At 60.2% G+C, this 22988-nt stretch carries 19 protein-coding genes and 1 riboswitch; of the genes, 12 read left to right on the top strand and 7 right to left on the bottom strand.

Features of this window, described 5'->3' with window-relative positions:
• Window positions 1–47: 47 nt before the first annotated feature.
• Window positions 48–1913, bottom strand: coding sequence for a bifunctional O-antigen ligase/aminoglycoside phosphotransferase family protein (locus NHU87_RS06865; protein WP_253546828.1), 1866 nt, complete (start codon window positions 1911–1913; stop codon window positions 48–50).
• A 156-nt stretch (window positions 1914–2069) separates the two neighbouring features.
• On the opposite strand from NHU87_RS06865, the gene msbA reads away from it, so the two are divergent.
• A complete protein-coding gene (msbA, locus tag NHU87_RS06860) occupies window positions 2070–3872 on the top strand; it encodes a lipid A export permease/ATP-binding protein MsbA (RefSeq protein WP_253546826.1) in 1803 nt (600 codons plus the stop codon).
• A gap of 266 nt (window positions 3873–4138) precedes the next feature.
• Window positions 4139–5560 carry a bifunctional D-glycero-beta-D-manno-heptose-7-phosphate kinase/D-glycero-beta-D-manno-heptose 1-phosphate adenylyltransferase HldE gene (gene hldE / locus NHU87_RS06855; protein ID WP_030130457.1) on the top strand — a complete coding sequence of 474 codons (1422 nt, stop codon included), beginning with the start codon at window positions 4139–4141 and terminating at the stop codon, window positions 5558–5560.
• Window positions 5561–5697: 137 nt separating this feature from the next.
• Here the strand turns inward: hldE and NHU87_RS06850 are convergent, their stop codons facing one another.
• The 4 genes from NHU87_RS06850 to NHU87_RS06835 form a co-directional block, all read right to left on the bottom strand.
• Window positions 5698–6666 carry a metal ABC transporter ATPase gene (locus NHU87_RS06850; RefSeq protein WP_253546824.1) on the bottom strand — a complete coding sequence of 323 codons (969 nt, stop codon included), beginning with the start codon at window positions 6664–6666 and terminating at the stop codon, window positions 5698–5700.
• 32 nt (window positions 6667–6698) lie between these two features.
• Window positions 6699–7511, bottom strand: a complete 813-nt coding sequence (locus NHU87_RS06845) for an aldo/keto reductase (RefSeq protein ID WP_253546822.1) — start codon at window positions 7509–7511, stop codon at window positions 6699–6701.
• Window positions 7508–8683: an NAD(P)/FAD-dependent oxidoreductase gene (locus NHU87_RS06840; RefSeq protein WP_253546820.1), complete on the bottom strand. Its 1176-nt coding sequence runs from the start codon at window positions 8681–8683 to the stop codon at window positions 7508–7510. The genes NHU87_RS06845 and NHU87_RS06840 overlap by 4 nt, the downstream gene beginning before the upstream one ends.
• A 241-nt stretch (window positions 8684–8924) precedes the next feature.
• On the bottom strand, window positions 8925–9257 hold the full coding sequence (locus NHU87_RS06835; RefSeq protein WP_008004867.1) for a DMT family transporter: 333 nt from the start codon (window positions 9255–9257) through the stop codon (window positions 8925–8927).
• Between the two features lie 103 nt (window positions 9258–9360).
• Between NHU87_RS06835 and NHU87_RS06830 the strand changes: the two genes are divergently transcribed.
• Together NHU87_RS06830 and waaA are read left to right on the top strand one after the other, a co-directional pair.
• Window positions 9361–10251, top strand: a complete 891-nt coding sequence (locus NHU87_RS06830) for a LysR family transcriptional regulator (protein ID WP_253546818.1) — start codon at window positions 9361–9363, stop codon at window positions 10249–10251.
• 22 nt (window positions 10252–10273) lie between these two features.
• Window positions 10274–11551 carry a lipid IV(A) 3-deoxy-D-manno-octulosonic acid transferase gene (gene waaA, locus NHU87_RS06825; protein WP_253546816.1) on the top strand — a complete coding sequence of 426 codons (1278 nt, stop codon included), beginning with the start codon at window positions 10274–10276 and terminating at the stop codon, window positions 11549–11551.
• Between the two features lie 229 nt (window positions 11552–11780).
• Here waaA and NHU87_RS06820 read toward each other — a convergent pair whose 3' ends face one another.
• On the bottom strand, window positions 11781–13214 hold the full coding sequence (locus NHU87_RS06820) for a TolC family outer membrane protein (RefSeq protein WP_253546814.1): 1434 nt from the start codon (window positions 13212–13214) through the stop codon (window positions 11781–11783).
• A 193-nt stretch (window positions 13215–13407) separates the two neighbouring features.
• Window positions 13408–13513, top strand: a riboswitch (TPP riboswitch).
• Between the two features lie 166 nt (window positions 13514–13679).
• Here NHU87_RS06820 and thiC point away from each other — a divergent pair.
• Window positions 13680–15569, top strand: coding sequence for a phosphomethylpyrimidine synthase ThiC (gene thiC / locus NHU87_RS06815; RefSeq protein ID WP_123721515.1), 1890 nt, complete (start codon window positions 13680–13682; stop codon window positions 15567–15569).
• A 170-nt stretch (window positions 15570–15739) separates the two neighbouring features.
• Here the strand turns inward: thiC and NHU87_RS06810 are convergent, their stop codons facing one another.
• Entirely contained in the window at window positions 15740–16486 is a 747-nt protein-coding gene (locus NHU87_RS06810) for an RsiV family protein (protein WP_253546812.1), read from the bottom strand.
• 240 nt (window positions 16487–16726) lie between these two features.
• Between NHU87_RS06810 and NHU87_RS06805 the strand changes: the two genes are divergently transcribed.
• From NHU87_RS06805 to NHU87_RS06775, 7 genes are all read left to right on the top strand, one after another.
• Window positions 16727–17344 (top strand): NUDIX domain-containing protein, encoded by a 618-nt coding sequence (locus tag NHU87_RS06805; protein ID WP_253546810.1) that lies wholly within the window; start codon window positions 16727–16729, stop codon window positions 17342–17344.
• Window positions 17335–17787, top strand: a complete 453-nt coding sequence (locus NHU87_RS06800; RefSeq protein WP_253546808.1) for a DUF1249 domain-containing protein — start codon at window positions 17335–17337, stop codon at window positions 17785–17787. The genes NHU87_RS06805 and NHU87_RS06800 overlap by 10 nt, the downstream gene beginning before the upstream one ends.
• Before the next feature lie 98 nt (window positions 17788–17885).
• Entirely contained in the window at window positions 17886–18701 is an 816-nt protein-coding gene (gene cpdA / locus NHU87_RS06795) for a 3',5'-cyclic-AMP phosphodiesterase (RefSeq protein WP_253546806.1), read from the top strand.
• 212 nt (window positions 18702–18913) lie between these two features.
• Window positions 18914–19522: a YqiA/YcfP family alpha/beta fold hydrolase gene (locus NHU87_RS06790; RefSeq protein ID WP_253546804.1), complete on the top strand. Its 609-nt coding sequence runs from the start codon at window positions 18914–18916 to the stop codon at window positions 19520–19522.
• Between the two features lie 52 nt (window positions 19523–19574).
• A complete protein-coding gene (parE, locus tag NHU87_RS06785; RefSeq protein WP_253546802.1) occupies window positions 19575–21479 on the top strand; it encodes a DNA topoisomerase IV subunit B in 1905 nt (634 codons plus the stop codon).
• Window positions 21479–22468 carry an esterase-like activity of phytase family protein gene (locus NHU87_RS06780; RefSeq protein ID WP_253546800.1) on the top strand — a complete coding sequence of 330 codons (990 nt, stop codon included), beginning with the start codon at window positions 21479–21481 and terminating at the stop codon, window positions 22466–22468. The genes parE and NHU87_RS06780 overlap by 1 nt, the downstream gene beginning before the upstream one ends.
• Complete coding sequence (locus tag NHU87_RS06775) at window positions 22465–22986, top strand: retropepsin-like aspartic protease family protein (protein ID WP_253546798.1); 522 nt, start codon at window positions 22465–22467, stop codon at window positions 22984–22986. Before NHU87_RS06780 ends, NHU87_RS06775 begins: the two co-directional genes overlap by 4 nt.
• The last annotated feature ends 2 nt before the right edge of the window (window positions 22987–22988 follow it).

Here is a 22988-nt window from a genome sequence, read left to right as displayed (position 1 = left end):
CGGCCTATCGGTCCGGGCCTCCCGCGCGAACGGATTGGTCTCGGACATCAATGAATTCGTGCCGGGTGCCCTCCGGCCTGCACTTGCCTGTGCAGATTGTCAACGGCGGCTTTCGACGCCGTCACTGCATATCCCTGAAGCAGCGCGTCAAAATGATCCTCGAACAGCCAGCGCCGATCCTCGGTGTAACGCTGCATATGGCGCAGATTGCGCTGACGCAGGGACAGGCTCAGTGATGACGGATAGATGCGCATGTCCGCCAGATCGATCAAGCCGAATTCTCCGTCGTTCAGTACCAGTACATTCCCCAGGTGCAGGGAGCGAAAGTAGACACCTTGCTCGTGCAACTGAGCCATGAATTTGCCGAAACGCTCAACCAGTGCCTGACGCACCGCCGGCGCGGTAATGCCTTGAAGCACCTGACGCAAGGTGTTGCCCGGCAGTGGCGAATAGTGCACGGCACTGCTGCCGTCATTGAGTCGGTACAGATCCAGAATTTGTGGGGTCGGGATCCCTTTGTTACGCAGTTGCTCGCTGTTGGCGGCAAAACGTTCGGAATAGGGGTTGAAGCTGCCCGAGGTGTACCAGCGGCGGCGGCGGAACAGCTTGAGGAAGCTGCCATCGGTCAGGCGCAGGACTTTGGGGCCCAGGCCATCTTCCTCGATCACCTGAGCGCTGGCAGTCAGCTGTTGCAGGGCTGTCGAGGTCAACGTCTTGACCGGCATCGCCAACAGGCGCCGGGCTCGCTGGTTGATGCTCAGCGCGGCGATCAGTGCCAGCGGAATCCACAGCAGGAACCAGTGCTCCTTGGGCCGAGAGATGATCCCGCCGCCTTCGGTCAGGCCTGCCCCGATGCCGAATACCAGCCAGGTCGAGGCGATGATGAACAGCGGTTGCAGACGATTGCGCCAGCTGCTCAGCAACCCCCAAGCCTGGAAAAACAACCATGGCAGCAGGCCGAAGATACCGACGTAGAAAAGCACACCCAAGGCGAAGCTATGAGGCTCCCCCAAGGTGTAACCAATACCCGGGTCGAGGATCAGGCTGGCGTTGTAGCCATGACCTATCCACGGGTGATCGGCAATTTTTTGCAGGACCATCTGCCAGATTTCGAAGCGATAGGAGTCGCCGCGCAGGATGATCATCTGTGAAAACAGCACGGCAACCGCCGCGGTGCTGATAAGCAGGGCCCCCAGCAATACGAACGAACGACGGTTCCAGCAAATGAAACTCAGCCAAAGGGCGGCCAGTGTCAACGCAACCAACGGCGTTCTTGACCCGGTGGCGATCACAGAGGCGAACATGATCACCATCGCCGGAATGCTCAGCCAGAGTATCTGGCGACGCTTGCAGGTCATGCTCAGGCATAGCCAATAGGTACAAAAGAAACCGAATACATGGGAGCTGAGGAGCGGATTGTCGAATGCGCCACCCCCGATCAGGCGCATGCCCGGCTCGTAGATGCGGGCAAACATGAACAAATTGTAGACCGAAGCGATCAGCCCGATCATTGCGGCGCTGAACAGAAGCGGCTGGACGATCTCGGTGCGGTAGCGCACCAGCAGGTAGCAGCCGGCGACTAGCATCAGGGTATGCAAGGAGGGCTTGATCTGACGTATGACGCCATGCTCTATCGGTGGCCCCCAGCTCAGGCTGAGCATGGCCCAGGCGGCGAATAGCAGTATCGCGACGAAGATCGGTTCGCGGAGCAGTTCCTTGAATTCGCGGGGGCGCAAGCACAGCGCGATCAGCGCTGGAATGCTGAACAAACCATAAAAAAGCTTGTGATGCAGGCTGCGGCCCGGCAGAAAGAACAGCGCACACAGAAGCAGGAAATAGCCGAGTGGAAGAATCCAGAGGCAAATGAAATCGAAGATTCGATTGGACGTGCTGTTGAAACCGCTGAGTTGCATGCTGAGAGATTCAATCCTGAAGTTGATCGGCCATTTCGGTGTGATGGCTATTTGATGCTTAATGCGACGCTTAACAATAACAGCCTTTATGCGATTGCCAGAACCCTGAAGAAGCTGTGCTAAAGTCAGCGTCCTTTTTATCGACATTCGCGTGATATGACCGACTCCAGTCCCGCTGCAAGCCCATCGAGCTTGAAAATCTACTTCCGCCTGCTCGGCTATGTCCGGCCGTACATCAGTCTCTTCCTGATCAGCATTGTCGGTTTTCTGATTTTCGCTTCGACTCAGCCAATGCTCGGCTACATCCTCAAGTACTTTGTCGATGGCCTGTCCAACCCCCAAGCAGTGCTGTTTCCAAGCGTACCGTACCTGCGGGACCTGCAACTGCTGCAGGCGGTGCCTTTGCTGATCATCCTGATCGCTGCGTGGCAGGGTCTGGGATCTTATCTGGGCAACTACTTTCTGGCCAAGGTTTCTCTCGGGCTGGTTCATGACTTGCGCGTGCAGTTGTTCAACAATCTGCTGGTCTTGCCCAACCGTTACTTCGACAAGCATAACTCGGGTCATCTGATTTCGCGCATCACCTTCAACGTCACCATGGTCACGGGGGCGGCCACGGATGCGATCAAGGTCGTAATCCGTGAAGGCATGACGGTGATTTTCCTGTTCGCCTCGCTGCTGTTCATGAACTGGCGTCTGACGCTGGTCATGGTTGCGATCCTGCCGTTGATCGCCTTGATGGTGCGCACCGCCAGCAAGAAATTCCGCAAACAGAGCAAAAAGATCCAGGCCGCCATGGGCGATGTAACCCACGTGGCGTCGGAAACCATCCAGGGCTATCGCGTGGTGCGCAGCTTCGGCGGCGAAGTCTACGAACAGAAGCGCTTCTACAATGCCAGTCAGGGCAACACCGACAAGCAACTGCGGATGACCCGTACGGGCGCCATCTATACGCCGCTGTTGCAACTGGTGATTTACAGCGCCATGGCGGTGCTGATGTTCCTGGTGCTCTACCTGCGCGGTGATGCATCCGCCGGTGACATGGTGGCCTACATCACCTTGGCGGGCCTGTTACCCAAGCCGATCCGCCAGTTGTCCGAAGTCAGCTCGACCATCCAGAAAGGTGTTGCTGGCGCCGAGAGTATCTTCGAGCAACTGGACGTCGAGCCCGAACTCGATAAAGGCACCGTTGAGCGTGAGGCCGTCAGCGGTCGTCTGGATGTGTGCCACCTGAGCTTCACCTACCCGGGCACCGAGCGCCAGGTACTCGATGACATCAGTTTCACGGTCGAACCAGGGCAAATGGTGGCGTTGGTGGGGCGTTCGGGCAGCGGCAAGTCGACCCTGGCCAACCTGATTCCGCGCTTCTATCACCACGACAAGGGCGAAATCCTGATCGATGGCGTTGAGGTGGAGCAGTACAAACTGCTGAATCTGCGCAAGCATATTGCTCAGGTGACCCAGCATGTGACGCTGTTCAGCGACACCGTGGCCAACAATATTGCGTATGGCGATCTGGCCGGCGCTCCCCGTGAAGACATCGAAAAAGCGGCAAGGGATGCTTACGCGATGGACTTCATCGCGCAGTTGCCCGAAGGCCTGGACACTCCGGTCGGCGAGAACGGCGTGTTGCTGTCCGGCGGCCAGCGCCAGCGTCTGGCGATTGCCCGGGCTCTGCTGAAAAATGCGCCGTTGCTGATTCTCGACGAAGCCACTTCGGCCCTCGATACCGAGTCCGAGCGGCATATTCAGGCCGCGCTGGATCAGGTCATGAAAGGCCGGACCACTCTGGTCATCGCTCACCGTCTGTCGACCATCGAGAAAGCTGACCTGATTCTGGTCATGGACCAGGGCCGTATTGTGGAACGCGGCACCCATGACGAGCTTCTGGCGCAGAACGGTTACTACGCCCGCCTGAACGCCATGGGCCTCGATGCCCCGGCTGAAGATATCGCCTGACCGTTGCGGGGGTGAGCCCGGCTCACCCTCGCGTTCACCAGCGTGCAACGCGTCTGGTGTTTGTATCCAAGGCACCGCTGACCGCGGAGTGCGAGATCACACCCCTGGATCAGCAACGCGCGGACGCTTGCCGTCGGCTATCCGTATTTCTGCTCAATAAATGAGCAGGGACCTCCGCCGATTCATCCTGTTGCAGCCGTCACGCAAGCCATCGCCAACCCTGTGCTAATATCGCGCCCCTGTTCATTTTGTATGTGGGTTGCTCCATGAAGTTGTCCATGCCGCGATTCGATCAAGCCCCTGTCTTGGTGGTCGGCGATGTCATGCTCGACCGTTACTGGCATGGTGGTACCTCACGGATTTCCCCTGAGGCGCCGGTACCGGTAGTCAAGGTCGAGCAAATCGAGGACCGCCCGGGCGGTGCCGCCAACGTTGCCCTGAACATTGCCGCGCTCGGTGCGCCGGCTTCGCTGGTCGGAGTGACCGGCGATGACGAAGCTGCCGACAGCCTGGTCAATAGCCTCAAGGGTGCCGGCGTGCGGGCGTTGTTCCAGCGCATCGCGCATCAGCCGACCATCGTCAAGCTGCGGGTCATGAGCCGTCACCAGCAATTGCTGCGTATCGACTTCGAAGAACCGTTTTCCACCGACGCCCTGGCGTTGGGCGAGCAAGTCGACGAACTGCTCGAAGGCATCAAGGTGCTGGTACTGTCGGACTATGGCAAAGGCGCGCTGAAAAACCATCAGGTGCTGATCCAGGCCGCCCGTGCCCGTGGCATTCCGGTGCTGGCCGATCCCAAGGGCAAGGATTTCTCGATCTACCGTGGCGCGAGCCTGATCACCCCCAACCTCAGCGAGTTTGAAACCATCGTCGGCGGTTGCGCCGATGAGCACGAGCTGGTGAGCAAGGGCGCACAGCTGATGCACGACCTGGATCTCGGCGCCTTGCTGGTGACCCGTGGCGAGCACGGCATGACCTTGCTGCGACCGGATCATCCGGCGCTGCACCTGCCGGCCCGTGCCCGTGAAGTGTTCGATGTGACCGGCGCCGGTGACACAGTGATTTCCACTCTGGCGGCAGCGATCGCTGCTGGCGAAGAACTGCCCCACGCGGTGGCCCTGGCCAACCTGGCGGCGGGCATCGTGGTCGGCAAGCTCGGTACGGCGGCCATCAGCGCGCCAGAACTGCGTCGCGCGATCCAGCGTGAAGAAGGTTCCGAGCGTGGTGTGTTGGGGCTGGAGCAGCTGTTGCTGGCGGTCGACGACGCACGTGCGCACAACGAGAAGATTGTATTCACCAACGGCTGCTTCGACATTCTGCATGCCGGGCATGTGACCTACCTCGAGCAGGCACGGGCCCAGGGCGATCGTCTGATCGTGGCGGTCAACGATGATGCGTCGGTGAGCCGCTTGAAAGGACCGGGTCGGCCGATCAACAGTGTCGACCGTCGCATGGCCGTACTGGCCGGTCTTGGCGCGGTGGATTGGGTGATCAGCTTCGCTGAAGGCACCCCGGAAAACCTGTTGCGCGAGGTCAAGCCGGATGTGTTGGTCAAGGGCGGCGATTACGGGATCGACCAAGTGGTCGGCGCAGACATCGTCACTGCTTATGGCGGGACTGTGAAAGTGCTGGGGCTGGTAGAAAACAGCTCGACCACGGCGATTGTCGAGAAGATCCGCAATCACTGACCGAACATGATCCTTCCCACTCTGAGGGAAGGATCATGAAAAAGATCGCAGCCTTCGGCAGCTCCTACATGGGTGGATATATAACCCCGTAGGAGCTGCCGAAGGCTGCGATCTTTTGCTTCAATGGATCTTTTTGCTTAAGAGCTGACTTTCTTGCGCGGCACGATTCTTTTCAGCAGTTGTTTTGCCTTTCCGTGCAAGCGGGCTAAACCGGAATCCTTCCCCGGCGGGCTCAAACCCTGTTGCCGCACCCAGTCTTTCCAACGAATCCGCTCATCCTTCACCAGCCAGCCTTCCTGCCGGGCAAAACTCTCCGCCAGGTACAACCCGCGGGTGCTCGCCGGGTACAGCTGATCCTTTTTCAAGGTATACAGCTCAGCCAGCGGCTGGCCGTCCTGCAATGGCATGAGATACAAATCGGGATGTTTGCGATCGAGCCGGGCCACCAGTTGATCGCCCTCCAGCCGCTCGTCGACATGGAACAGGCTCAGGGACTTGGCTTCCTTGGGCACATCCAGGCGCAAGTCGTAGATCAATTGCAGCGACGCGGTCGGCAAATGCACGTAGGCCTGTGGACGTTCGATCAGCGGCATATGGGCGCAGCGCACCGGCCGCGCCGAGCCGGACAGCGGCGTCAGGCGAAACGGCAGGGCTTCACGGTAATGCAAGGCGGCCGAGTAGGGCGCTGGCAGCCAGGTGTCATTGAAACGCCCGCTGAGCCAGCCTTCCGGGGTTTCCAGCAAGCACTCTTCGGCAATTTCCTGGGTCGCTGTGTGCAGCGGCAAGTTCAATTCATGGGCCGGCACATAACCGGAGATCAGCTTGAGCACCACATCGCCGCGGTCCTGCCGACGCTGACGCACCAATACCCAGTAATCGCGATTCTGCCAATGCAGGGTCAGGCGTACCGAAACCCCAAGATTCGCCAGCTCCAGGGCAAACCGCTCGCTGTCGGCCACCGTCACCGGGCGACGGCGTTGCAGAGTCTGGGAGAAATTCAACGGCATTCCGACGCTCTGGTAACTCAGGCCTTCGGGCGTCGCTTCGACGAATAACGGCAGGGTCTTGAAGTTGCTCGGATTCTTTCTTATCAGCGTACGCGGCATGTCGGCTCCTGCTTAAGGCCGCGTGGGCGGCATCAATGGCTACGAAGGACCTGGGCAACGGTCGCGACGTTGTGGGCGAGGTGCAGCGGATTGATGGTCCCGACAATAGCACTGGCCACACCCGGGTGTTCAAACAACAACTCGAAGCTGGCGCGCACCGGGTCCACGCCCGGGCTCAGGCAGACGTGGCCGCTGGCCAAGGCTTTTTTGACCAGGATCGCTTTGCCGTGAGCAGCAGCATAGTCAATGACCGGTTTCTCGTTCTGTTCGTTCAGATTGTAGGTGACCATCGCGCAATCACCTTGTTCCAGAGCCTTCAAGCCACCTTCGACGGTTTTGCCGGAAAAGCCGAAACCGCGAATCTTGCCTTCGCGCTTGAGCTCGGCGAGGGTCGCGTAGACCTCGCTGTCATTGAGGATTGCCAGATCGTTGCCGTCGGAATGCACCAAGACCAGATCGATAACATCCGTTTCCAGGCGTTGCAGGCTGCGTTCCACCGACAGGCGAGTATGGGCGGCGCTGAAATCGTGATGCGACTGGCCGTCGGCAAACTCTTCGCCGACCTTGCTGACGATCACCCAATCCTGACGCTGACCACGCAGCAACGGGCCAAGACGTTCTTCGCTGCGGCCATAGGCCGGCGCGGTGTCGATCAGGTTGATGCCCAGGTCGCGCGCGAGCTTGAGCAGCATGCGCGCTTCGTCATCGCCGGGGATCTGGAAGCCGTTGGGGTACTTCACCCCTTGATCGCGGCCAAGTTTCACCGTGCCCAGGCCCAGAGGTGAAACCAGCAGGCCGGTGCTGCCCAGAGGGCGATGCAGATCGTGCAGGGTGGGTTGGCTCATGGCAGTAGTTGCTCCCAGGCAGGCACGCCCATCGGCGGTTTCGGCAGTTCCGGTAGCGGCGCCGGATGGCTCGGCTGGATACCGTCGCGTTGCAGTGAGGCGAGGACGCGGTCAGCGAAGTCCGGCGCCAGGGCCAGTTTGGTCGGCCAACCCACCAGCAGACGATCTTGTTCGGCGAGGAAGGCGTTGTCCGGGCGGGTAAGGCCCGATTGCAGTGGCTCGGCGCGGTCGACCCGCAACGTCGCCCACTGCGCCGTGCTCAGGTCGATCCACGGCAGCAGGTTGCCGAGTTCTTTTTGCGCGATGGCGATCTGCGCCGCCGGCTCGCGGGCCACGCCTTCGGCTTCGGCGATGTCGCCCCCCAGGTACCAGACCCATTGGCCATCGGCGGCGGGGTGGGTGGTCACGGTGAGGCGCGGCTTCGGCCCGCCACCCAGACAATGGGCGTACAGCGGTTTGAGGCCCGGGCCTTTGACCATGATCATGTGCACGGGACGGCGCTGCATGGCTGGTTGACTCAGGCCGAGCGCCGTGAGCAGGTCGGCGGTGCCGGCACCGGCGCTGAGGACGATGCGCTGGGCGCGGATTTCGCGTTCGTCGACTTTCAAGCCGACCAGTTCGCCGTTTTCCAGCAACGGTTCGATGTGCTGACCGGCCAGCAGACCGTCGCCCGCCAGATCGGCCAGACGCTGGATCACGCTAGGTACGTCGACCACCAATTCCGCCAAGCGATATACCTTGCCCTTGAAACGCTTGTCTTGCAGGGCTGGTGGCAGTTGCTCGCCCTTGACCTGATCGACCCGCCCGCGCACGGCTTTGCTGGCGAAAAAACTGGTGAGATTGCCGGCGAGTGTACCGGGGGACCAGAGATAGTGAGCATCGGACAACACGCGTACACCCGACAGGTCCAGTTCGCCGTCGCCGGCCAGCGCTTCACGCCAGCGACGCGGCATGTCGGCAATGGCTTCCGACGCGCCGGTCAGGGCACCGTGCAGCGCGTACTTGGCGCCGCCGTGGATGATGCCCTGGGACTTCAGACTCTGCCCGCCGCCGAGGCTGGCGCTTTCCACCAGCACGGTCGAAAAACCCTGGCGGCGCAGGCGCGCATTCAGCCAGAGGCCGGCGACACCAGCGCCGACAATCAGAACGTCGGTGGAAATAACAGATGGCATGCAGCGACCTCAGTGTTCAAGACGAGGGCGCAGTATACAGATTCATGCCGGACGCAATCCTTGTAGCAGCTGCCGAAGGCTGCGTTCGAGGACGAAGTCCTCGCCTTCGATCTGTCTCAGGAACGCTGTTGTCAGGTTTTACGACTGCTTCGCAGCCGAACGCAGCCTTCGGCAGCTGCTACAGACAGCCGTGCAACACGATTTACTTGCGTCGGAGCTGCCGCAGGCTGCGATCTTTTCTTCAATGCCCCGCGGTCTTCGAGAACAGCTGAATAACCACAACGCCCAACACAATCAGCGCCATCCCCAGCATTGCCGGCACATCCAGCTTCTGCCCGTAGATAAACAGCGCCGCGACGCTGACCATCACGATCCCCATGCCGGCCCACACCGCGTACGCCACGCCCACCGGGACGCTGCGCACCACCAGGGTCAACATCCAGAAAGCAATGCCGTAACCGACGATGACCAGCAGCAGCGGCAGTGGCGTGCTGAAACCTTTGACCGCTTTCATCGAAACAGTCGCGATCACTTCGGCGCAGATGGCGATGGCCAGGTAGTAGTAAGCGGTCATGGGTCAATCCTCGTGTGAAGTGTTGCTTTCTGAGGTCGGCATTCTAGAGATTCGCCAGATGCGGTAAAGTCATTACCTATCTGCTCTGAAGATGGGTTGAGCCATGAACATGCAATGGAATCTGGAACAGCTGCGCTTGTTTGTCAGCGTCGCGGAACAACGTTCGTTTTCCGCGGTGGCGCGGAATCAGCGCAAGGCGCAGTCGGCGGTCAGCAGTTCGATTGCACTGCTGGAGGAGGACTTGGGCGTCAGCCTGTTCGATCGCAGCAGTGGTCGTCAGCCGAAACTCACCGAAGCCGGCACCGCCCTGCTTGAAGAGGCGCGGGAAGTGCTGCGCCAATGCGAGCGCCTCAACGGCCGGGCACTGGCGATGATGCGCGGCCAGGAAGCGAGCTTGCGGGTGGCTCAGGATGAGGCGATGCCCTATCAGGCGGTGGTTGAAAGCTTCGAGGCTCTGGCAGAAAAGTTTCCCAGCCTCGAAGTGCAGCTGACCAGCGCCGCCCAAGGTGATGTCGCACGCAAATTGGTAGAGCGGCGGGCTGATCTGGGCTTGCTGTTTTATCACGAGCAGATTCCCGAAGCCCTCGAGCGGCGGGTGCTGGGCAGCGTCGAAATGGTCACGGTGTGCGGTGTGGGGCATCCATTGGCGATGCAGACGCAGATCGATTGCCAACAAATGGCGCAGCATCGACAGTTGCTGATGTCCACGCAGTCCAGCGTCTATCCCGGTAGCGAGCCGGCCAGCCCGCAGGTTTGGCGCGCCGACAGTTTCTATGTGATGGCCGAATGGGTGATGCGTGGTCTCGGCTGGGCCTGGTTGCCGCGACATGTGGTGCAGTACCCGGCGTATCAGAATCAGATGGTCGAGCTGGCCAGCGAATGGACTCCGCCGGCATTGATTGTCGAACTGGTCTGGCGTCGCGACGAGCCCCTTGGCCCGGCGGCTCGTTGGCTGGCGGAACGTTTTGCCGTGCACTTGCAGGCGATCAGCTAAAAAACCGATAAACTCCGCCGCCATGAATAGAACTCTCTACACCGCGCTGTTTTACCTGGGGCTGCCATTGGTAGCGATTCGGCTTTGGCTGCGGGCGCGCAAGGCGCCGGCGTACGCCAAGCGCATTGGCGAGCGTTTCTCCCTCGCGCTGCCGGCGATGAAGCCGGACGGCCTCTGGGTGCACGCGGTGTCGGTGGGCGAAAGCATCGCCGCAGCGCCGATGATCCGTGCCTTGCTGCAACGCTATCCGACGCTGCCGATCACCGTCACCTGCATGACCCCGACCGGCTCCGAGCGCATCCAGGCGCTGTTCGCCAACGAGCCGCGCATTCAACACTGCTATTTGCCTTATGACTTGCCCTGCGCAGCAAAGCGATTCCTTGATCGGGCCCGGCCGAAACTGGCGGTAATCATGGAAACGGAGCTCTGGCCCAACCATATCCACCAATGCGCCAAACGCGGGATTCCCGTGGCGCTGGCCAATGCGCGACTGTCTGAACGCTCGGCCAAAGGCTATGGCCGCTTCCATAAACTGACCCGGCCGATGCTCGCCGAGATGAGCCTGTTCGCGGTGCAGACCGAAGCCGAGGCGCAGCGCTTCCGGGATTTGGGCGCACGCCCGGAAACCGTCGAAGTGACCGGTTCGATCAAATTCGACCTGACCATCGACCCGCAACTGCTGCAGCGTGCCAGCGAATTGCGTGCGCAGTGGCAGGCGCAGGATCGCCCGGTGTGGATCGCCGCGAGTACCCATGAAGGTGAAGACGAGGTGGTGCTGGCTGCCCATCGTCGACTGCTGGCCAGTCATCCCGATGCCTTGCTGATTCTGGTGCCGCGTCATCCGGAACGTTTCAACCCGGTGTTCGACTTGTGCCGACAGCAGGGTTTCGCCACGGTACGGCGTTCGACAGGCGAGCCGGTTACTGCAAGCACTTCGGTGCTGCTGGGCGACACGATGGGTGAGTTGCTGTTTCTCTATGCGTTGGCCGACAGCGCGTTCGTCGGTGGCAGTCTGGTGCCGAACGGCGGCCATAACCTGCTGGAGCCAGCGGCATTGGCCAAGCCGGTGCTCAGCGGACCGCACCTGTTCAACTTCCTCGAAATCGCCGCGCAATTGCGCAGTGCCGGGGCGTTAGCCGAGGTCGATGATGCCGAAGGTCTGGCGCTGGCGGTGCAGCGACTGTTCGAATTGCCGAGCGATGCGCAGCGGATGGCAGAGGCGGGGTTGAAAGTGATGCGCACCAATCAAGGTGCGTTGCAGCGGTTGCTGGATGGGTTGGGCAAGTTGATTAAGCCCTGACCTTGCAGGAGCCAGGCTTGCCGTAATGCCTGTCAGTTAAGGCGGAATCTGTGAGGAGCGAGGCTTGCCCGCGAAGAACGATGACGCGTAATACCTGAAAATCCGCGGTGCATTCTTCGCGGGCAAGCCTCGCTCCTACAGAAATTTCGCTTAACTGACCGGCATTGAGGCTTGCCGGCGAAGGCGTCTTTGAAATCGCTTTCGCCGGCAGGCCTGGCTCCTACAAGTGTCAAGGGCGGGCTTTGAGTTGTTCAGCCGCAGCCTTGGCCAGATCTGGTGGCAGGAAGTCCTTGTCTGGGTTGTAGTCGGCTTTGAGATAACGCGTCAGGTCCTGCAAATCCCCCGGATTCAAGGTGCCGGCCGCCTGCTTCAAGCGCAGGTTGTCGAGGATGTAGTCATAGCGGGTGTTGTTGTAGTTGCGCACCGAGGTGTACAGCTGACGCTGGGCATCGAGCACGTCGACGATGTTGCGCGTCCCCACCTGATAACCGATTTCGGTCGCTTCCACCGCGCTCTGGTTGGAGATGATCGACTGCCGGCGGGCCTGCACCTGCTCGACGTCGGTGTTCACGGCGCGGTGCAGGTTGCGGGTGTTTTCCACCACCTGACGACGCAGGGCTTCGCGTTGTTGTTCGGACTGAGTCAGCCGCGAGTAGGACTCACGCACTTGCGAGCTGGTCAGCCCGCCGCTATAGAGCGGAATGCTCAGTTGCAGGCCAACCGTACGCTGCTCGACATCGCCGCCGTAACGCACGCCGTTCGGGTTCGGGTTGGTAAAGCCGAGGGCGTCGTTGTCACCTTTCTGGTATTGCGCGACCGCATCCAGGGTGGGCGCATGTCCGGCCTTGCGCTGCTTGAGGGTTTCCTCGGCGGCGCTCACCGCGTAGTTGCTGGCCAGCAAATTCAGGTTCTGCCTGGCGGCGGTGTCGACCCAGGCTTTGGCATCGTTCGGTGCCGGCGGCAGGATCGGCAAAGTATGGACGATGCCCTGGATCGAGTTGTACTGGCGGTTGGTCAGGGTGATCAGCGCTTCGAACGCGTCATCCACCTGACGCTGAGCGAGAATCCGGTTGGCCCGCGCCGTGTCGTAACTGGCTTGGGATTGCAGCACGTCGGTTTTGTCCGACAGGCCAACGTCGAAGCGCTCGTTAGACTGGTCGAGTTGACGCTTGAACGCCGCTTCTTCGGCCTTGGTCGAGGCCAGGGTGTCCTGGCTGCGCAGCACGTTGAAATAACTTTCGGCGCTTTGCAGAATCAGGTTCTGTTCGGTGGCCGAGAGTTGCAGGGCCGCCTGTTCGTTGACGTCCTTGGCGGCCTGCAACTGGAACCAGCGATCGGCGCGAAAAATCGGTTGCGCCAAGGTTGCCTGATACACCGTGCCACTGCGGGTCGAAGTCAGCGATGGCTGGTCGAGTGAGGTGCGGGTGTTGTTCAGGTCGGCACCGGCCGACAGGTTGGGCAACAGCCCGGCGCGGGCCTGGGGCACGACTTCCTTCTGAGCACCGTATTGGGCACGGGCGGCGGCGATGTCGGCGTTGTTGTCCACCGCTTCCTGATAGACGCTGACCAGATCAGTCTTGGTCGATAAGGGCGCTTCAGCTGCCCAGGCCATTCCATTGGACGCACAAGACACGGCAAGGGCCAGTGAGAGTTTGCGCAGCATGAGGCCATCCCTAAAAAATTACGCTGATAATTTGAGCGCCAAGGCTACGGCGCGGCGCCCTGCAGCGTCAAGGCGCGGCACGGCGTAGCGAGTGTAGTTGCACGCAGGCATGGCAACAATCCTGCAATTGCGCCATTCATCATGGTGTTTGCTGCGGAGTTGGCGTTCTTTGCCGGTTGTGTCTAGACTGGCCGGGTTCTTGTCGGGGTGCCTTGCTATGAGGCTGAGATCGAATAATTTCGGATCCCGTTGAACCTGATCAGGTTAGCGCCTGCGTAGGGAACAAGATTTCTCGTCACCCGGCGAGTCCTCTTGTGCTTCGTCCGGGATGTTGTTCGACAATCGAACACCCCTCGAGCACCGAGCACAGCACCAGCTGGTTTTCCCAGCGCCCGTGCGTCCATTCGTTTACAGGTTCGCTCCGACAAAAATCCACTGCCTGGATGTGTGTCTGGAGAGCCCGTGATGACTACAAAATCAAAAATCGAAACCAATCTGAGTGACTCGGCCAAGGTCGATCAGCAATCGGTTCAGCCGTTTACCCGCTCGCAAAAAATCTATGTCCAGGGCACTCGCCCGGACATCCTCGTGCCGATGCGCGAAATCAGTCTTGATGTGACCCCGACCGACTTCGGCGGCGAAATCAACGCGCCGGTGGTGGTGTATGACACCTCGGGCCCGTACACCGACCCCAACGTCATCATCGACGTGCGCAAAGGCCTGGCCGATGTGCGTTCACCGTGGATCGAATCCCGTGGCGACACCGAGCGTCTGCCGGGTCTGAGTTCCAACTTCGGCCAAGAACGCCTGGCCGATGCCGAGCTGACCAAGCTGCGTTTCGCCCACGTCAACAACCCGCGCCGCGCCAAGGCCGGGGCCAACGTCAGCCAGATGCACTACGCCCGTAAAGGCATCATCACCGCCGAGATGGAATACGTCGCCATCCGCGAAAACATGAAGCTCGAAGTGGCCCGTGCCGCTGGCTTGCTGGACCAGCAGCACGCCGGCTACAGCTTCGGCGCCAGCGTGCCGAAAATCATCACGCCGGAATTCGTCCGTGAAGAAATCGCCCGCGGTCGCGCGATCATTCCGGCCAACATCAACCATACCGAACTGGAACCGATGATCATCGGCCGTAACTTCTTGGTGAAGATCAACGGCAACATCGGCAACAGCGCGTTGGGTTCGTCCATTGAAGAAGAAGTGGCGAAACTGACCTGGGGCATTCGCTGGGGTTCGGACACGGTCATGGACTTGTCCACTGGCAAGCACATTCACGAAACCCGCGAATGGATCATCCGTAACTCGCCGGTGCCGATCGGTACCGTGCCGATCTATCAGGCTCTGGAAAAAGTCGGTGGCGCCGCTGAAGACCTGACCTGGGAGCTGTTCCGCGACACGCTGATCGAGCAGGCCGAGCAGGGCGTCGACTACTTCACCATCCACGCCGGCGTGTTGCTGCGCTACGTGCCGTTGACCGCCAAGCGCGTGACCGGCATCGTCTCCCGTGGCGGTTCGATCATGGCCAAGTGGTGCCTGGCGCACCACAAGGAAAACTTCCTCTACACCCATTTCGAAGACATCTGCGAAATCATGAAGGCCTACGACGTCAGCTTCTCGCTGGGCGATGGCCTGCGTCCGGGCTCGATTGCCGACGCCAACGACGCCGCACAATTCGGTGAGCTGGAAACCCTTGGCGAGCTGACCAAGATCGCCTGGAAGCACGACGTGCAGTGCATGATCGAAGGCCCGGGCCACGTGCCGATGCAGTTGATCAAAGAGAACATGGACAAGCAGCTCGAGTGCTGCGACGAGGCGCCGTTCTACACCCTCGGCCCGCTGACCACCGACATTGCCCCAGGCTACGACCACATCACTTCCGGTATCGGTGCGGCGATGATCGGCTGGTTCGGTTGCGCCATGCTCTGCTACGTGACGCCGAAGGAACACTTGGGCCTGCCGAACAAGGATGACGTGAAGACCGGGATCATCACCTACAAGATCGCCGCTCACGCTGCCGACCTTGCTAAGGGGCATCCGGGCGCACAGATTCGCGACAATGCCTTGAGCAAGGCGCGTTTCGAGTTCCGCTGGGAAGACCAGTTCAACCTCGGTCTGGACCCGGACACCGCGCGTTCGTACCACGATGAAACCCTGCCGAAGGATTCGGCCAAGGTCGCGCACTTCTGCTCCATGTGCGGGCCGAAATTCTGCTCGATGAAGATCACCCAGGAAGTCCGTGAATACGCGGCCAACCAGCGGATCGAAACCGTCGATGCGGAAGTTGCGCAAGGTCTGGCAGAACAGGCTGAGCGGTTCAAGCAGGAAGGTAGTCAGTTGTACAAGAAGGTTTGATCTGATCCGCAGCGCCAGTCCTCAAGACTGGCGTAGCTCTTGTAGGAGCGAGGCTTGCCCGCGAAGGCGTCCTTAAGAACGCCTTCGCCGGCAAGCCTGGCTCCTACGAAAAGCGGTTCACTCGATTAACTGACTGGCATTAGGGTAAGCCTCGCTCCTACAGGTAGTCCTCAGCTACGGCCGGGAAACAGCTCAGGCTTGAGAATACCGTTCAGGCGCGGGTAGGGGATCTTCAGTTCGACGTGACCCAATGCGTAAGGCGCGATGGTGCTCACTTCGTATTTGAGGATCACCCCGCCGTAGGTCAGCGCCACGTTCTGGGTTTTCACGAAGGGCCAGCTCTTCACGAACTCCGGTTCCTGATCGAGCTTGGTGCTGATCAGCCAGCTGTTGTGCGCCACTTGAGCCGCTTTCCAGAACGCCTCTTCCTGCCCCGGGATCAACATGTCCGAGAGGGTCAGCGCTTTATGCTGTTGACGTGAATAGTTGATGAAGCCGCGGCCCGGCGTGCCATGGGCACCGCCGGTGTCCAGGTAACTGGACAACTCAACGATCACCAAGCCGTCATGCTGCTCACGTACCTTGGCTTGCAAGTAGCTACTGTAGCGCGGGCCGGCACTGCTCAAAAACTGCTCGCGATACGCCGCCAGCGTCGGCGCTACGGGGGCTTCAGGTGAGGTGCGGGTCATTTGCAGCAAGCGTTTTTCGATGAGGCCGTCAAGCGCAGGCTCATCCGGGAAACGCAGCGTATCGATGTTCACCAACGGGCATTCAGGGTTGGCGCAGCCTGGTTTCAACTGTTCCGATGCGTCGCGGACAGTTTCCAGCGGCGCCCGATAGTTGGGCTGGAACAAACTCTGGCAGGCGCCCAGGGTCAGGGCGATTGCGGCTACGGAGGCGATTTTAAAAAGCGACATGGGCGTCCTTCATAAAACAGGGAAAGGCGAAAAGTTACCCGCTTCGACTCTCAACGAAGCAGTCAGTTCGCCACTAAGCTAATTAGAGTTGGTTTCGCCCTCACCGTCTATCCCGCTGACTGGAAAGGGGCTGCATCAAACATCGCGGGCGCGTTAGGATGGCGCGAAGTCGAGGTTGCAAGTAACAATGCAAGTAACAAAAAGGAACCTCGTAACGGATTTGCAGTAAAGAGGATTGTCATGACTGATTTTGCCAACGCCATTCCGACCGCCGTCGATATTGTTCGGCGCGAAAAGTGCTACGAGGGTTTCTACAAGCTCGACCGCGTGCACTTGCGCCACGAATTGTTCGCCGGTGGCATGAGTCGCGAGATCAATCGTGAACTGTTCGTGCGTCATGATGCGGTGTGCGTGCTGCCTTACGATCCACAACGCGATGAAGTGGTGCTGATCGAGCAGTTTCGCGTCGGCGCCATGGGCAAGATTGATAACCCGTGGCTGATCGAACTGGTCGCCGGTCTGATCGACAAGGATGAAGTACCGGAAGAAGTTGCTCACCGCGAAGCGCAGGAGGAAGCTGGGCTTGTATTCGGGGCGCTCTGGCCGATGACCAAATATTTTCCATCGCCAGGCGGCAGTAATGAATTCGTGCACTTGTACCTGGGGCGTTGCGAAACAACCGGGGTCGGCGGCCTGCATGGGCTGGAGGAAGAGGCAGAAGATATTCGCGTCACGGTCTGGGCGTTCGAAGATGCCCTGCAAGCCGTACGCGACGGACGTATTGCCAACGCGGCAAGCATCATCGCCTTGCAATGGCTGGCTTTGAACCGCGTTGAAGTGAGGGGGTTATGGTCGTAAACAAGCTGCGCGATCGCTACCGGATCGACCTCGTGGGGCTGCAGGCCTCCTGCGAGGCCAACTACGCGCGCCTGATGCGACTGCTACCGGACATGCGCAACGAGCCGCAGGCGCGGCGCATTGCCGTGACCCATGGTGACCAGATGCTTGGCGTGCTGGCCCTCGAAGTGCTGCTGGTCTGTCCATACACCACGACCCTGCAAGTGCGCCAGGAACACAGCCTGCCATGGCTGCCGGTGCCGCAACTGGAAGTTCAGGTCTATCACGACGCGTGCATGGCCGAAGTGGTCAGCGCTGAACATGCACGACGCTTCCGGGGCATCTATCCTTACCCGAACGCTGCGATGCATCAGCCGGATGAAAAGGCTCAGCTCAATCTGTTCCTGGGGGAATGGCTGAGTCACTGTCTGGCATGTGGGCACGAGTACGCAGTCGTTCGGTAGTTGTGAACTGCGTCCGGTTCACAGGTTTCCTCTTTAGATCGTCCCCCAGCATAATTGCGGCACTTATCCATCCCGTGATCACGCCCTGGGAGAACGCCTTGCCGAGCGTATCCACATTGACCACCGCCGATTCGGCGTTGCTGGTGCAACTCTCCGACAGTCATCTGTTTGCCGAGGCGGACGGGACGTTGCTGGGCATGAATACCCGCGACAGCCTGCAAAAGGTCATTGAGCTGATAAAGCTTCAGCAGCCGCAGATCGACCTGATCATTGCCAGTGGCGATCTTTCCCAGGACGGGACGCTGGAGTCGTATCAGCTGTTTCGTGACCTGACCCGGCAGATCGATGCGCCGGCACGCTGGATTCCCGGAAATCATGACGAGCCGCAGATCATGGCCGAGGCAGCGGTGCAAAGTGCGCTGCTGGAGCCGGTGGTGGACATCGGCAACTGGCGGGTCACCTTGCTCGATTCGGCGGTGCCGGGGTCAGTGCCCGGGTATTTGCAGGACGAGCAATTGCAATTGCTGGCCCGCTCATTGAGTGAGGCGCCGCAGCGGCATCATTTGGTGTGTTTCCACCATCATCCGGTGTCGATCGGGTGTGCGTGGATGGAGCCCATTGGCTTGCGAAATCCAGAAGCGTTGTTCGCGGTACTGGATCGTTTTCCGCAGGTACGTGCAGTGCTGTGGGGGCATGTGCATCAGGAAATTGACCAGATGCGCAATGGCGTTCGCCTGATCGCATCGCCCTCGACCTGTATTCAGTTCGAGCCGGGCAGTGATGATTTCAAGGTGAGCGAGCAGGCGCCGGGGTATCGGTGGTTGCGGCTTTTGCCGGATGGTCGGCTGGAAACAGGTGTTGAGCGCGTCACCGGTTTCGACTTTCAGGTTGATTACGGTTCTAACGGCTACTGACACTTTTCCTGCGGATGTACCGATTTCCACTGTAGGAGCTGCCGAAGGCTGCGATCTTTTGATCTTTCTTTGGCGCGACCCTGAAGATCAAAAGATCGCAGCCTTCGGCAGCTCCTACAGGGGGACCTCTTCATTTCCATCCGTGTCGGCAACCTACATGTCCCGACACCCTGTAAACTGCGCCCTCTTTACCCGACGCACAGGGAGCTCAAATGTCTGGTTCGATCCTTTATATCCACGGCTTCAACAGCGCGCCGGCGTCGAAAAAGGCCTGTCAGTTGATTAATGTGATGGAGCGGCTGGGCTTGAGCGATCAGTTGCGTGTGCCGGCCTTGCATCACCATCCCCGCGAGGCCATCGCTCAGCTGGAGCAGGCGATTGCCGAACTCGGGCGGCCGCTGCTGGTCGGCAGCTCACTCGGCGGCTACTATGCGACTCACTTGGCCGAGCGCCATGGCTTGAAAGCCCTGCTGATCAACCCTGCCGTCAGCCCGCACCGGATGTTCGACGGGTTCCTGGGAACGCAGAAAAATCTGTATACCGATGAGACTTGGGAATTGACCCACGACCACGTGACGGCCCTGGCCGAGCTGGAAGTGCCGGCGCCCAAGGATCCGCAGCGGTTTCAAGTATGGTTGCAGACTGGCGATGAAACGCTGGATTATCGCCTCGCCCAGCAGTATTACCGGGCCTGTGCCTTGCGTATCCAGGCGGGCGGTGACCATAGTTTCCAGGGTTTTGCCGAGCAATTGCCGGCAATGCTGAGTTTTGCCGGTATTGGCGCAGATTTGTATCAGGCGATTGATTTCACAGCACTGTGATTTGTCGCCTCTTTTTCACAGAACACTTTTTACAGGCGGACGACGAGACCCCATGGCCACTCCCAGCGCTAGCTCTTATAACGCAGACGCCATCGAAGTCCTCTCGGGCCTCGACCCGGTGCGCAAACGCCCCGGCATGTACACCGACACCAGTCGGCCGAACCACCTCGCCCAGGAAGTCATCGACAACAGCGTCGACGAAGCCTTGGCCGGGCATGCGACATCGGTGCAGGTCATCCTGCACGCCGATCACTCTCTGGAAGTCAGCGATGACGGCCGTGGTATGCCAGTGGACATTCACCCGGAAGAGGGTGTGTCGGGTGTCGAGCTGATCCTCACCAAACTTCATGCGGGCGGCAAGTTTTCCAACAAGAACTATCAGTTCTCCGGCGGTTTGCACGGGGTGGGTATTTCTGTGGTCAACGCCTTGTCGACCGAAGTCCGGGTACGCGTAAAGCGTGACGGCAACGAATACCAGATGACTTTCGCGGACGGTTACAAGAAAACCGACCTGGAAGTGATCGGCACTGTCGGCAAGCGCAACACCGGCACCAGCGTATTCTTTGCGCCGGACCCGAAGTATTTCGATTCGCCGAAATTCTCCATCAGCCGCCTCAAGCACGTGCTCAAGGCCAAGGCCGTTCTGTGCCCGGGGCTGCTGGTCAGTTTTGAAGACAAGGCCACCGGCGAGAAAGTCGAATGGCATTACGAAGACGGTCTGCGCTCGTACCTGGTGGACGCGGTCAGCGAATTCGAGCGCCTGCCGGACGAGCCGTTCTGCGGCAGCCTGGCCGGTAATAAAGAAGCGGTCGATTGGGCGCTGCTGTGGTTGCCCGAGGGCGGCGACAGCGTTCAGGAAAGCTACGTCAACCTGATCCCGACGGCCCAGGGCGGTACCCACGTCAACGGTCTGCGTCAGGGCTTGCTCGATGCGATGCGCGAGTTCTGTGAGTTCCGCAGCCTGCTGCCGCGCGGTGTGAAGCTGGCGCCGGAAGACGTCTGGGAGCGCATCGCGTTCGTCCTGTCGATGAAGATGCAGGAACCGCAATTCTCCGGTCAGACCAAGGAGCGCCTGTCATCCCGTGAAGCGTCAGCTTTCGTTTCCGGTGTGGTCAAGGATGCCTTCAGCCTGTGGCTCAACGCTCACCCGGAAACGGGCATGTTGCTGGCCGAACTGGCGATCAACAACGCCGGCCGTCGTCTGAAGGCCAGCAAGAAGGTCGAGCGTAAACGCATTACCCAAGGGCCGGCGCTGCCGGGCAAACTCGCCGACTGCGCCGGGCAGGACCCGATGCGTTCCGAGCTGTTCCTGGTGGAAGGTGATTCCGCCGGCGGTTCGGCCAAGCAGGCGCGGGACAAAGAATTTCAGGCGATCCTGCCATTGCGCGGCAAGATTCTGAACACCTGGGAAGTCGACGGCAGCGAAGTGCTGGCCAGTCAGGAAGTGCACAACATCGCAGTGGCCATCGGTGTCGATCCGGGCTCGGCGGACATCGCCCAGCTGCGTTACGGCAAGATCTGCATCCTCGCCGACGCCGACTCCGACGGTCTGCACATCGCCACATTGCTGTGTGCCTTGTTCGTCCAGCATTTCCGCCCGCTGGTGGATGCCGGTCACGTCTACGTTGCTATGCCGCCGCTGTACCGTATCGACTTGGGCAAAGAAATTTACTATGCCCTGGATGAGGCCGAGCGCGATGGCATTCTCGATCGTCTGGTCGCCGAGAAGAAACGCGGCAAACCACAGGTCACCCGATTCAAAGGCCTGGGTGAAATGAACCCGCCGCAGCTGCGCGAAACCACCATGGACCCGAACACCCGGCGTCTGGTGCAGTTGACGCTGGAAGATTTCGACGCGACCTCGGAAATGATGGACATGCTGCTGGCGAAAAAACGCGCTGGCGATCGCAAGTCCTGGCTGGAGTCCAAGGGCAACCTGGCCGAGGTTCTGGGCTGATGCGATTTGGCTGGGCCCTGGCGTGTGCGTTACTGCTGACCTCGGTAATGGTGTCGGCGGAGCCCGCACCCGAGCTGCGCCTGTTGTCCGAGCATGCCGTCGACGGCATGCGCGGTGGCAATCTGTCGGGGTTGGCCCAGTGCGGCAAGGAGCTGTGGACCGTTTCGGATCGTGACGATGACCAAATCTATCGCCTCGACACCCGCAACACCACCTGGCAGGCCGAAACCGTGCGCATCGACGTACCCCTGACGCCTGACAGCGGTTTGCCCTGGGGCTTGCGTTCGCGGACCTGGGCAGCGTCGTTCGTGCGCGGCGGGAATCTGGATTTCGAAGGCATCACCTGCGACAGCGCCGGCAATCGTTACATCGTCAGCGAAGCGCATGCCGCGGTGCTGCAAGTTCCGCCAATCGGTCCTGCGTCCTGGCTGAAAATATCGCCGATGCTGGTACGCGAAGCACGGGCCAGCGGTATGTTGCTGCACTTCAATGCGTTGTTTGAGGGGCTGACGATCAATCCGGCCGGTGACACGCTGTGGCTGGCCGCCGAACGTGAACGTCGCGGTTTGCTGCTGATCAAGCGCCAGCAAACGGTCTGGGACTGCAATGGTGGTTGTGTGCTGCTGAGTGAAGCGGGGGTGGAGATGCAACCGGTGCAATTTCCCAAGGCCAGAGCTCGCGCCCGGGATTTTGCCGATCTGTCATTGTTCGACGGCAAATTGTTTACCCTTGAGCGCAATGCCTTTCAGGTTTGCCGCCGTGATGCGGTGACGGCCAAGGTCGAGCGCTGCTGGTCGTTTACCGCCGAGGCCCTGCAGGAAAACCGTCGTTATTCACAGCCCTTTGGGCTGGCGGAAGCGTTGATCGTGGACGCCGACGGTGCCTGGATCGGTATCGACAACAATAATGGTGCGCGCGTCGACGGCGAGAAACGCCCGATTGTCTGGCGTTTTGCCGCGCCTGAAGGTGGCTGGAGTGCCAAGCCATGAGTCAGCAACCGCCGGGCAAACGCGCCGGTCGGGTGTTGATGGTGTTGGCCTGGTGCGCCGCGCTGTTTCTGGCGACCCGGTTTTTTGCTCAGTGGGAGGCGCGTCAGCAAAATCCCAACACCGTCGTCAGCTCCGAGCAGGGCGAAGGTTTTATCGAAGTGAAGCTGATCAGCAACAGCCAGGGGCATTTTGTCGCCACTGGCCAGATTAACGGCCAGCCGGTGGATTTCATGCTCGATACCGGCGCGACCGATGTGGCGATTCCGGCCGAAATGGCCGAGCGACTGAAACTGGATAAAGGCTTCGGGGTGACCCTGAGCACGGCCAATGGCTTGAGCGAGGGCTATCGAACCCGCCTCGACCGGCTGCAACTGGGCGACATCGTGCTGCGTGACGTTCGCGCGCTGGTGGCGCCCGGTTTGCACGGCAATCAGGTGCTGCTCGGCATGAGCGCACTGAACAAACTTGAATTTACCCAGCGCGGTGGCACCATGCTGCTGCGCCAGACCACGAAATAATG

This window comes from Pseudomonas mandelii, from assembly GCF_024138395.1.
Taxonomy (GTDB): domain Bacteria; phylum Pseudomonadota; class Gammaproteobacteria; order Pseudomonadales; family Pseudomonadaceae; genus Aquipseudomonas; species Aquipseudomonas mandelii_E.
Note: the sequence above shows the minus strand (reverse complement) of the source record. Positions and strands in the feature narration are given on the sequence as shown.

What these genes read in the sequence shown, in the direction of transcription:
- NHU87_RS06865 (WP_253546828.1), bottom strand. Translation starts at nt 1,913, where the DNA reads ATGCAACTCAGCGGTTTCAACAGCACGTCCAATCGAATCTTCGATTTC.
- hldE (WP_030130457.1), top strand. Translation starts at nt 4,139, where the DNA reads ATGAAGTTGTCCATGCCGCGATTCGATCAAGCCCCTGTCTTGGTGGTC.
- NHU87_RS06840 (WP_253546820.1), bottom strand. Translation starts at nt 8,683, where the DNA reads ATGCCATCTGTTATTTCCACCGACGTTCTGATTGTCGGCGCTGGTGTC.
- NHU87_RS06780 (WP_253546800.1), top strand. Translation starts at nt 21,479, where the DNA reads ATGCGATTTGGCTGGGCCCTGGCGTGTGCGTTACTGCTGACCTCGGTA.
- waaA (WP_253546816.1), top strand. Translation starts at nt 10,274, where the DNA reads ATGAATAGAACTCTCTACACCGCGCTGTTTTACCTGGGGCTGCCATTG.
- NHU87_RS06775 (WP_253546798.1), top strand. Translation starts at nt 22,465, where the DNA reads ATGAGTCAGCAACCGCCGGGCAAACGCGCCGGTCGGGTGTTGATGGTG.
- NHU87_RS06850 (WP_253546824.1), bottom strand. Translation starts at nt 6,666, where the DNA reads ATGCCGCGTACGCTGATAAGAAAGAATCCGAGCAACTTCAAGACCCTG.
- NHU87_RS06820 (WP_253546814.1), bottom strand. Translation starts at nt 13,214, where the DNA reads ATGCTGCGCAAACTCTCACTGGCCCTTGCCGTGTCTTGTGCGTCCAAT.
- NHU87_RS06790 (WP_253546804.1), top strand. Translation starts at nt 18,914, where the DNA reads ATGTCTGGTTCGATCCTTTATATCCACGGCTTCAACAGCGCGCCGGCG.
- NHU87_RS06800 (WP_253546808.1), top strand. Translation starts at nt 17,335, where the DNA reads ATGGTCGTAAACAAGCTGCGCGATCGCTACCGGATCGACCTCGTGGGG.
- NHU87_RS06810 (WP_253546812.1), bottom strand. Translation starts at nt 16,486, where the DNA reads ATGTCGCTTTTTAAAATCGCCTCCGTAGCCGCAATCGCCCTGACCCTG.
- msbA (WP_253546826.1), top strand. Translation starts at nt 2,070, where the DNA reads ATGACCGACTCCAGTCCCGCTGCAAGCCCATCGAGCTTGAAAATCTAC.
- parE (WP_253546802.1), top strand. Translation starts at nt 19,575, where the DNA reads ATGGCCACTCCCAGCGCTAGCTCTTATAACGCAGACGCCATCGAAGTC.
- NHU87_RS06835 (WP_008004867.1), bottom strand. Translation starts at nt 9,257, where the DNA reads ATGACCGCTTACTACTACCTGGCCATCGCCATCTGCGCCGAAGTGATC.
- thiC (WP_123721515.1), top strand. Translation starts at nt 13,680, where the DNA reads ATGACTACAAAATCAAAAATCGAAACCAATCTGAGTGACTCGGCCAAG.
- NHU87_RS06845 (WP_253546822.1), bottom strand. Translation starts at nt 7,511, where the DNA reads ATGAGCCAACCCACCCTGCACGATCTGCATCGCCCTCTGGGCAGCACC.
- NHU87_RS06830 (WP_253546818.1), top strand. Translation starts at nt 9,361, where the DNA reads ATGAACATGCAATGGAATCTGGAACAGCTGCGCTTGTTTGTCAGCGTC.
- NHU87_RS06805 (WP_253546810.1), top strand. Translation starts at nt 16,727, where the DNA reads ATGACTGATTTTGCCAACGCCATTCCGACCGCCGTCGATATTGTTCGG.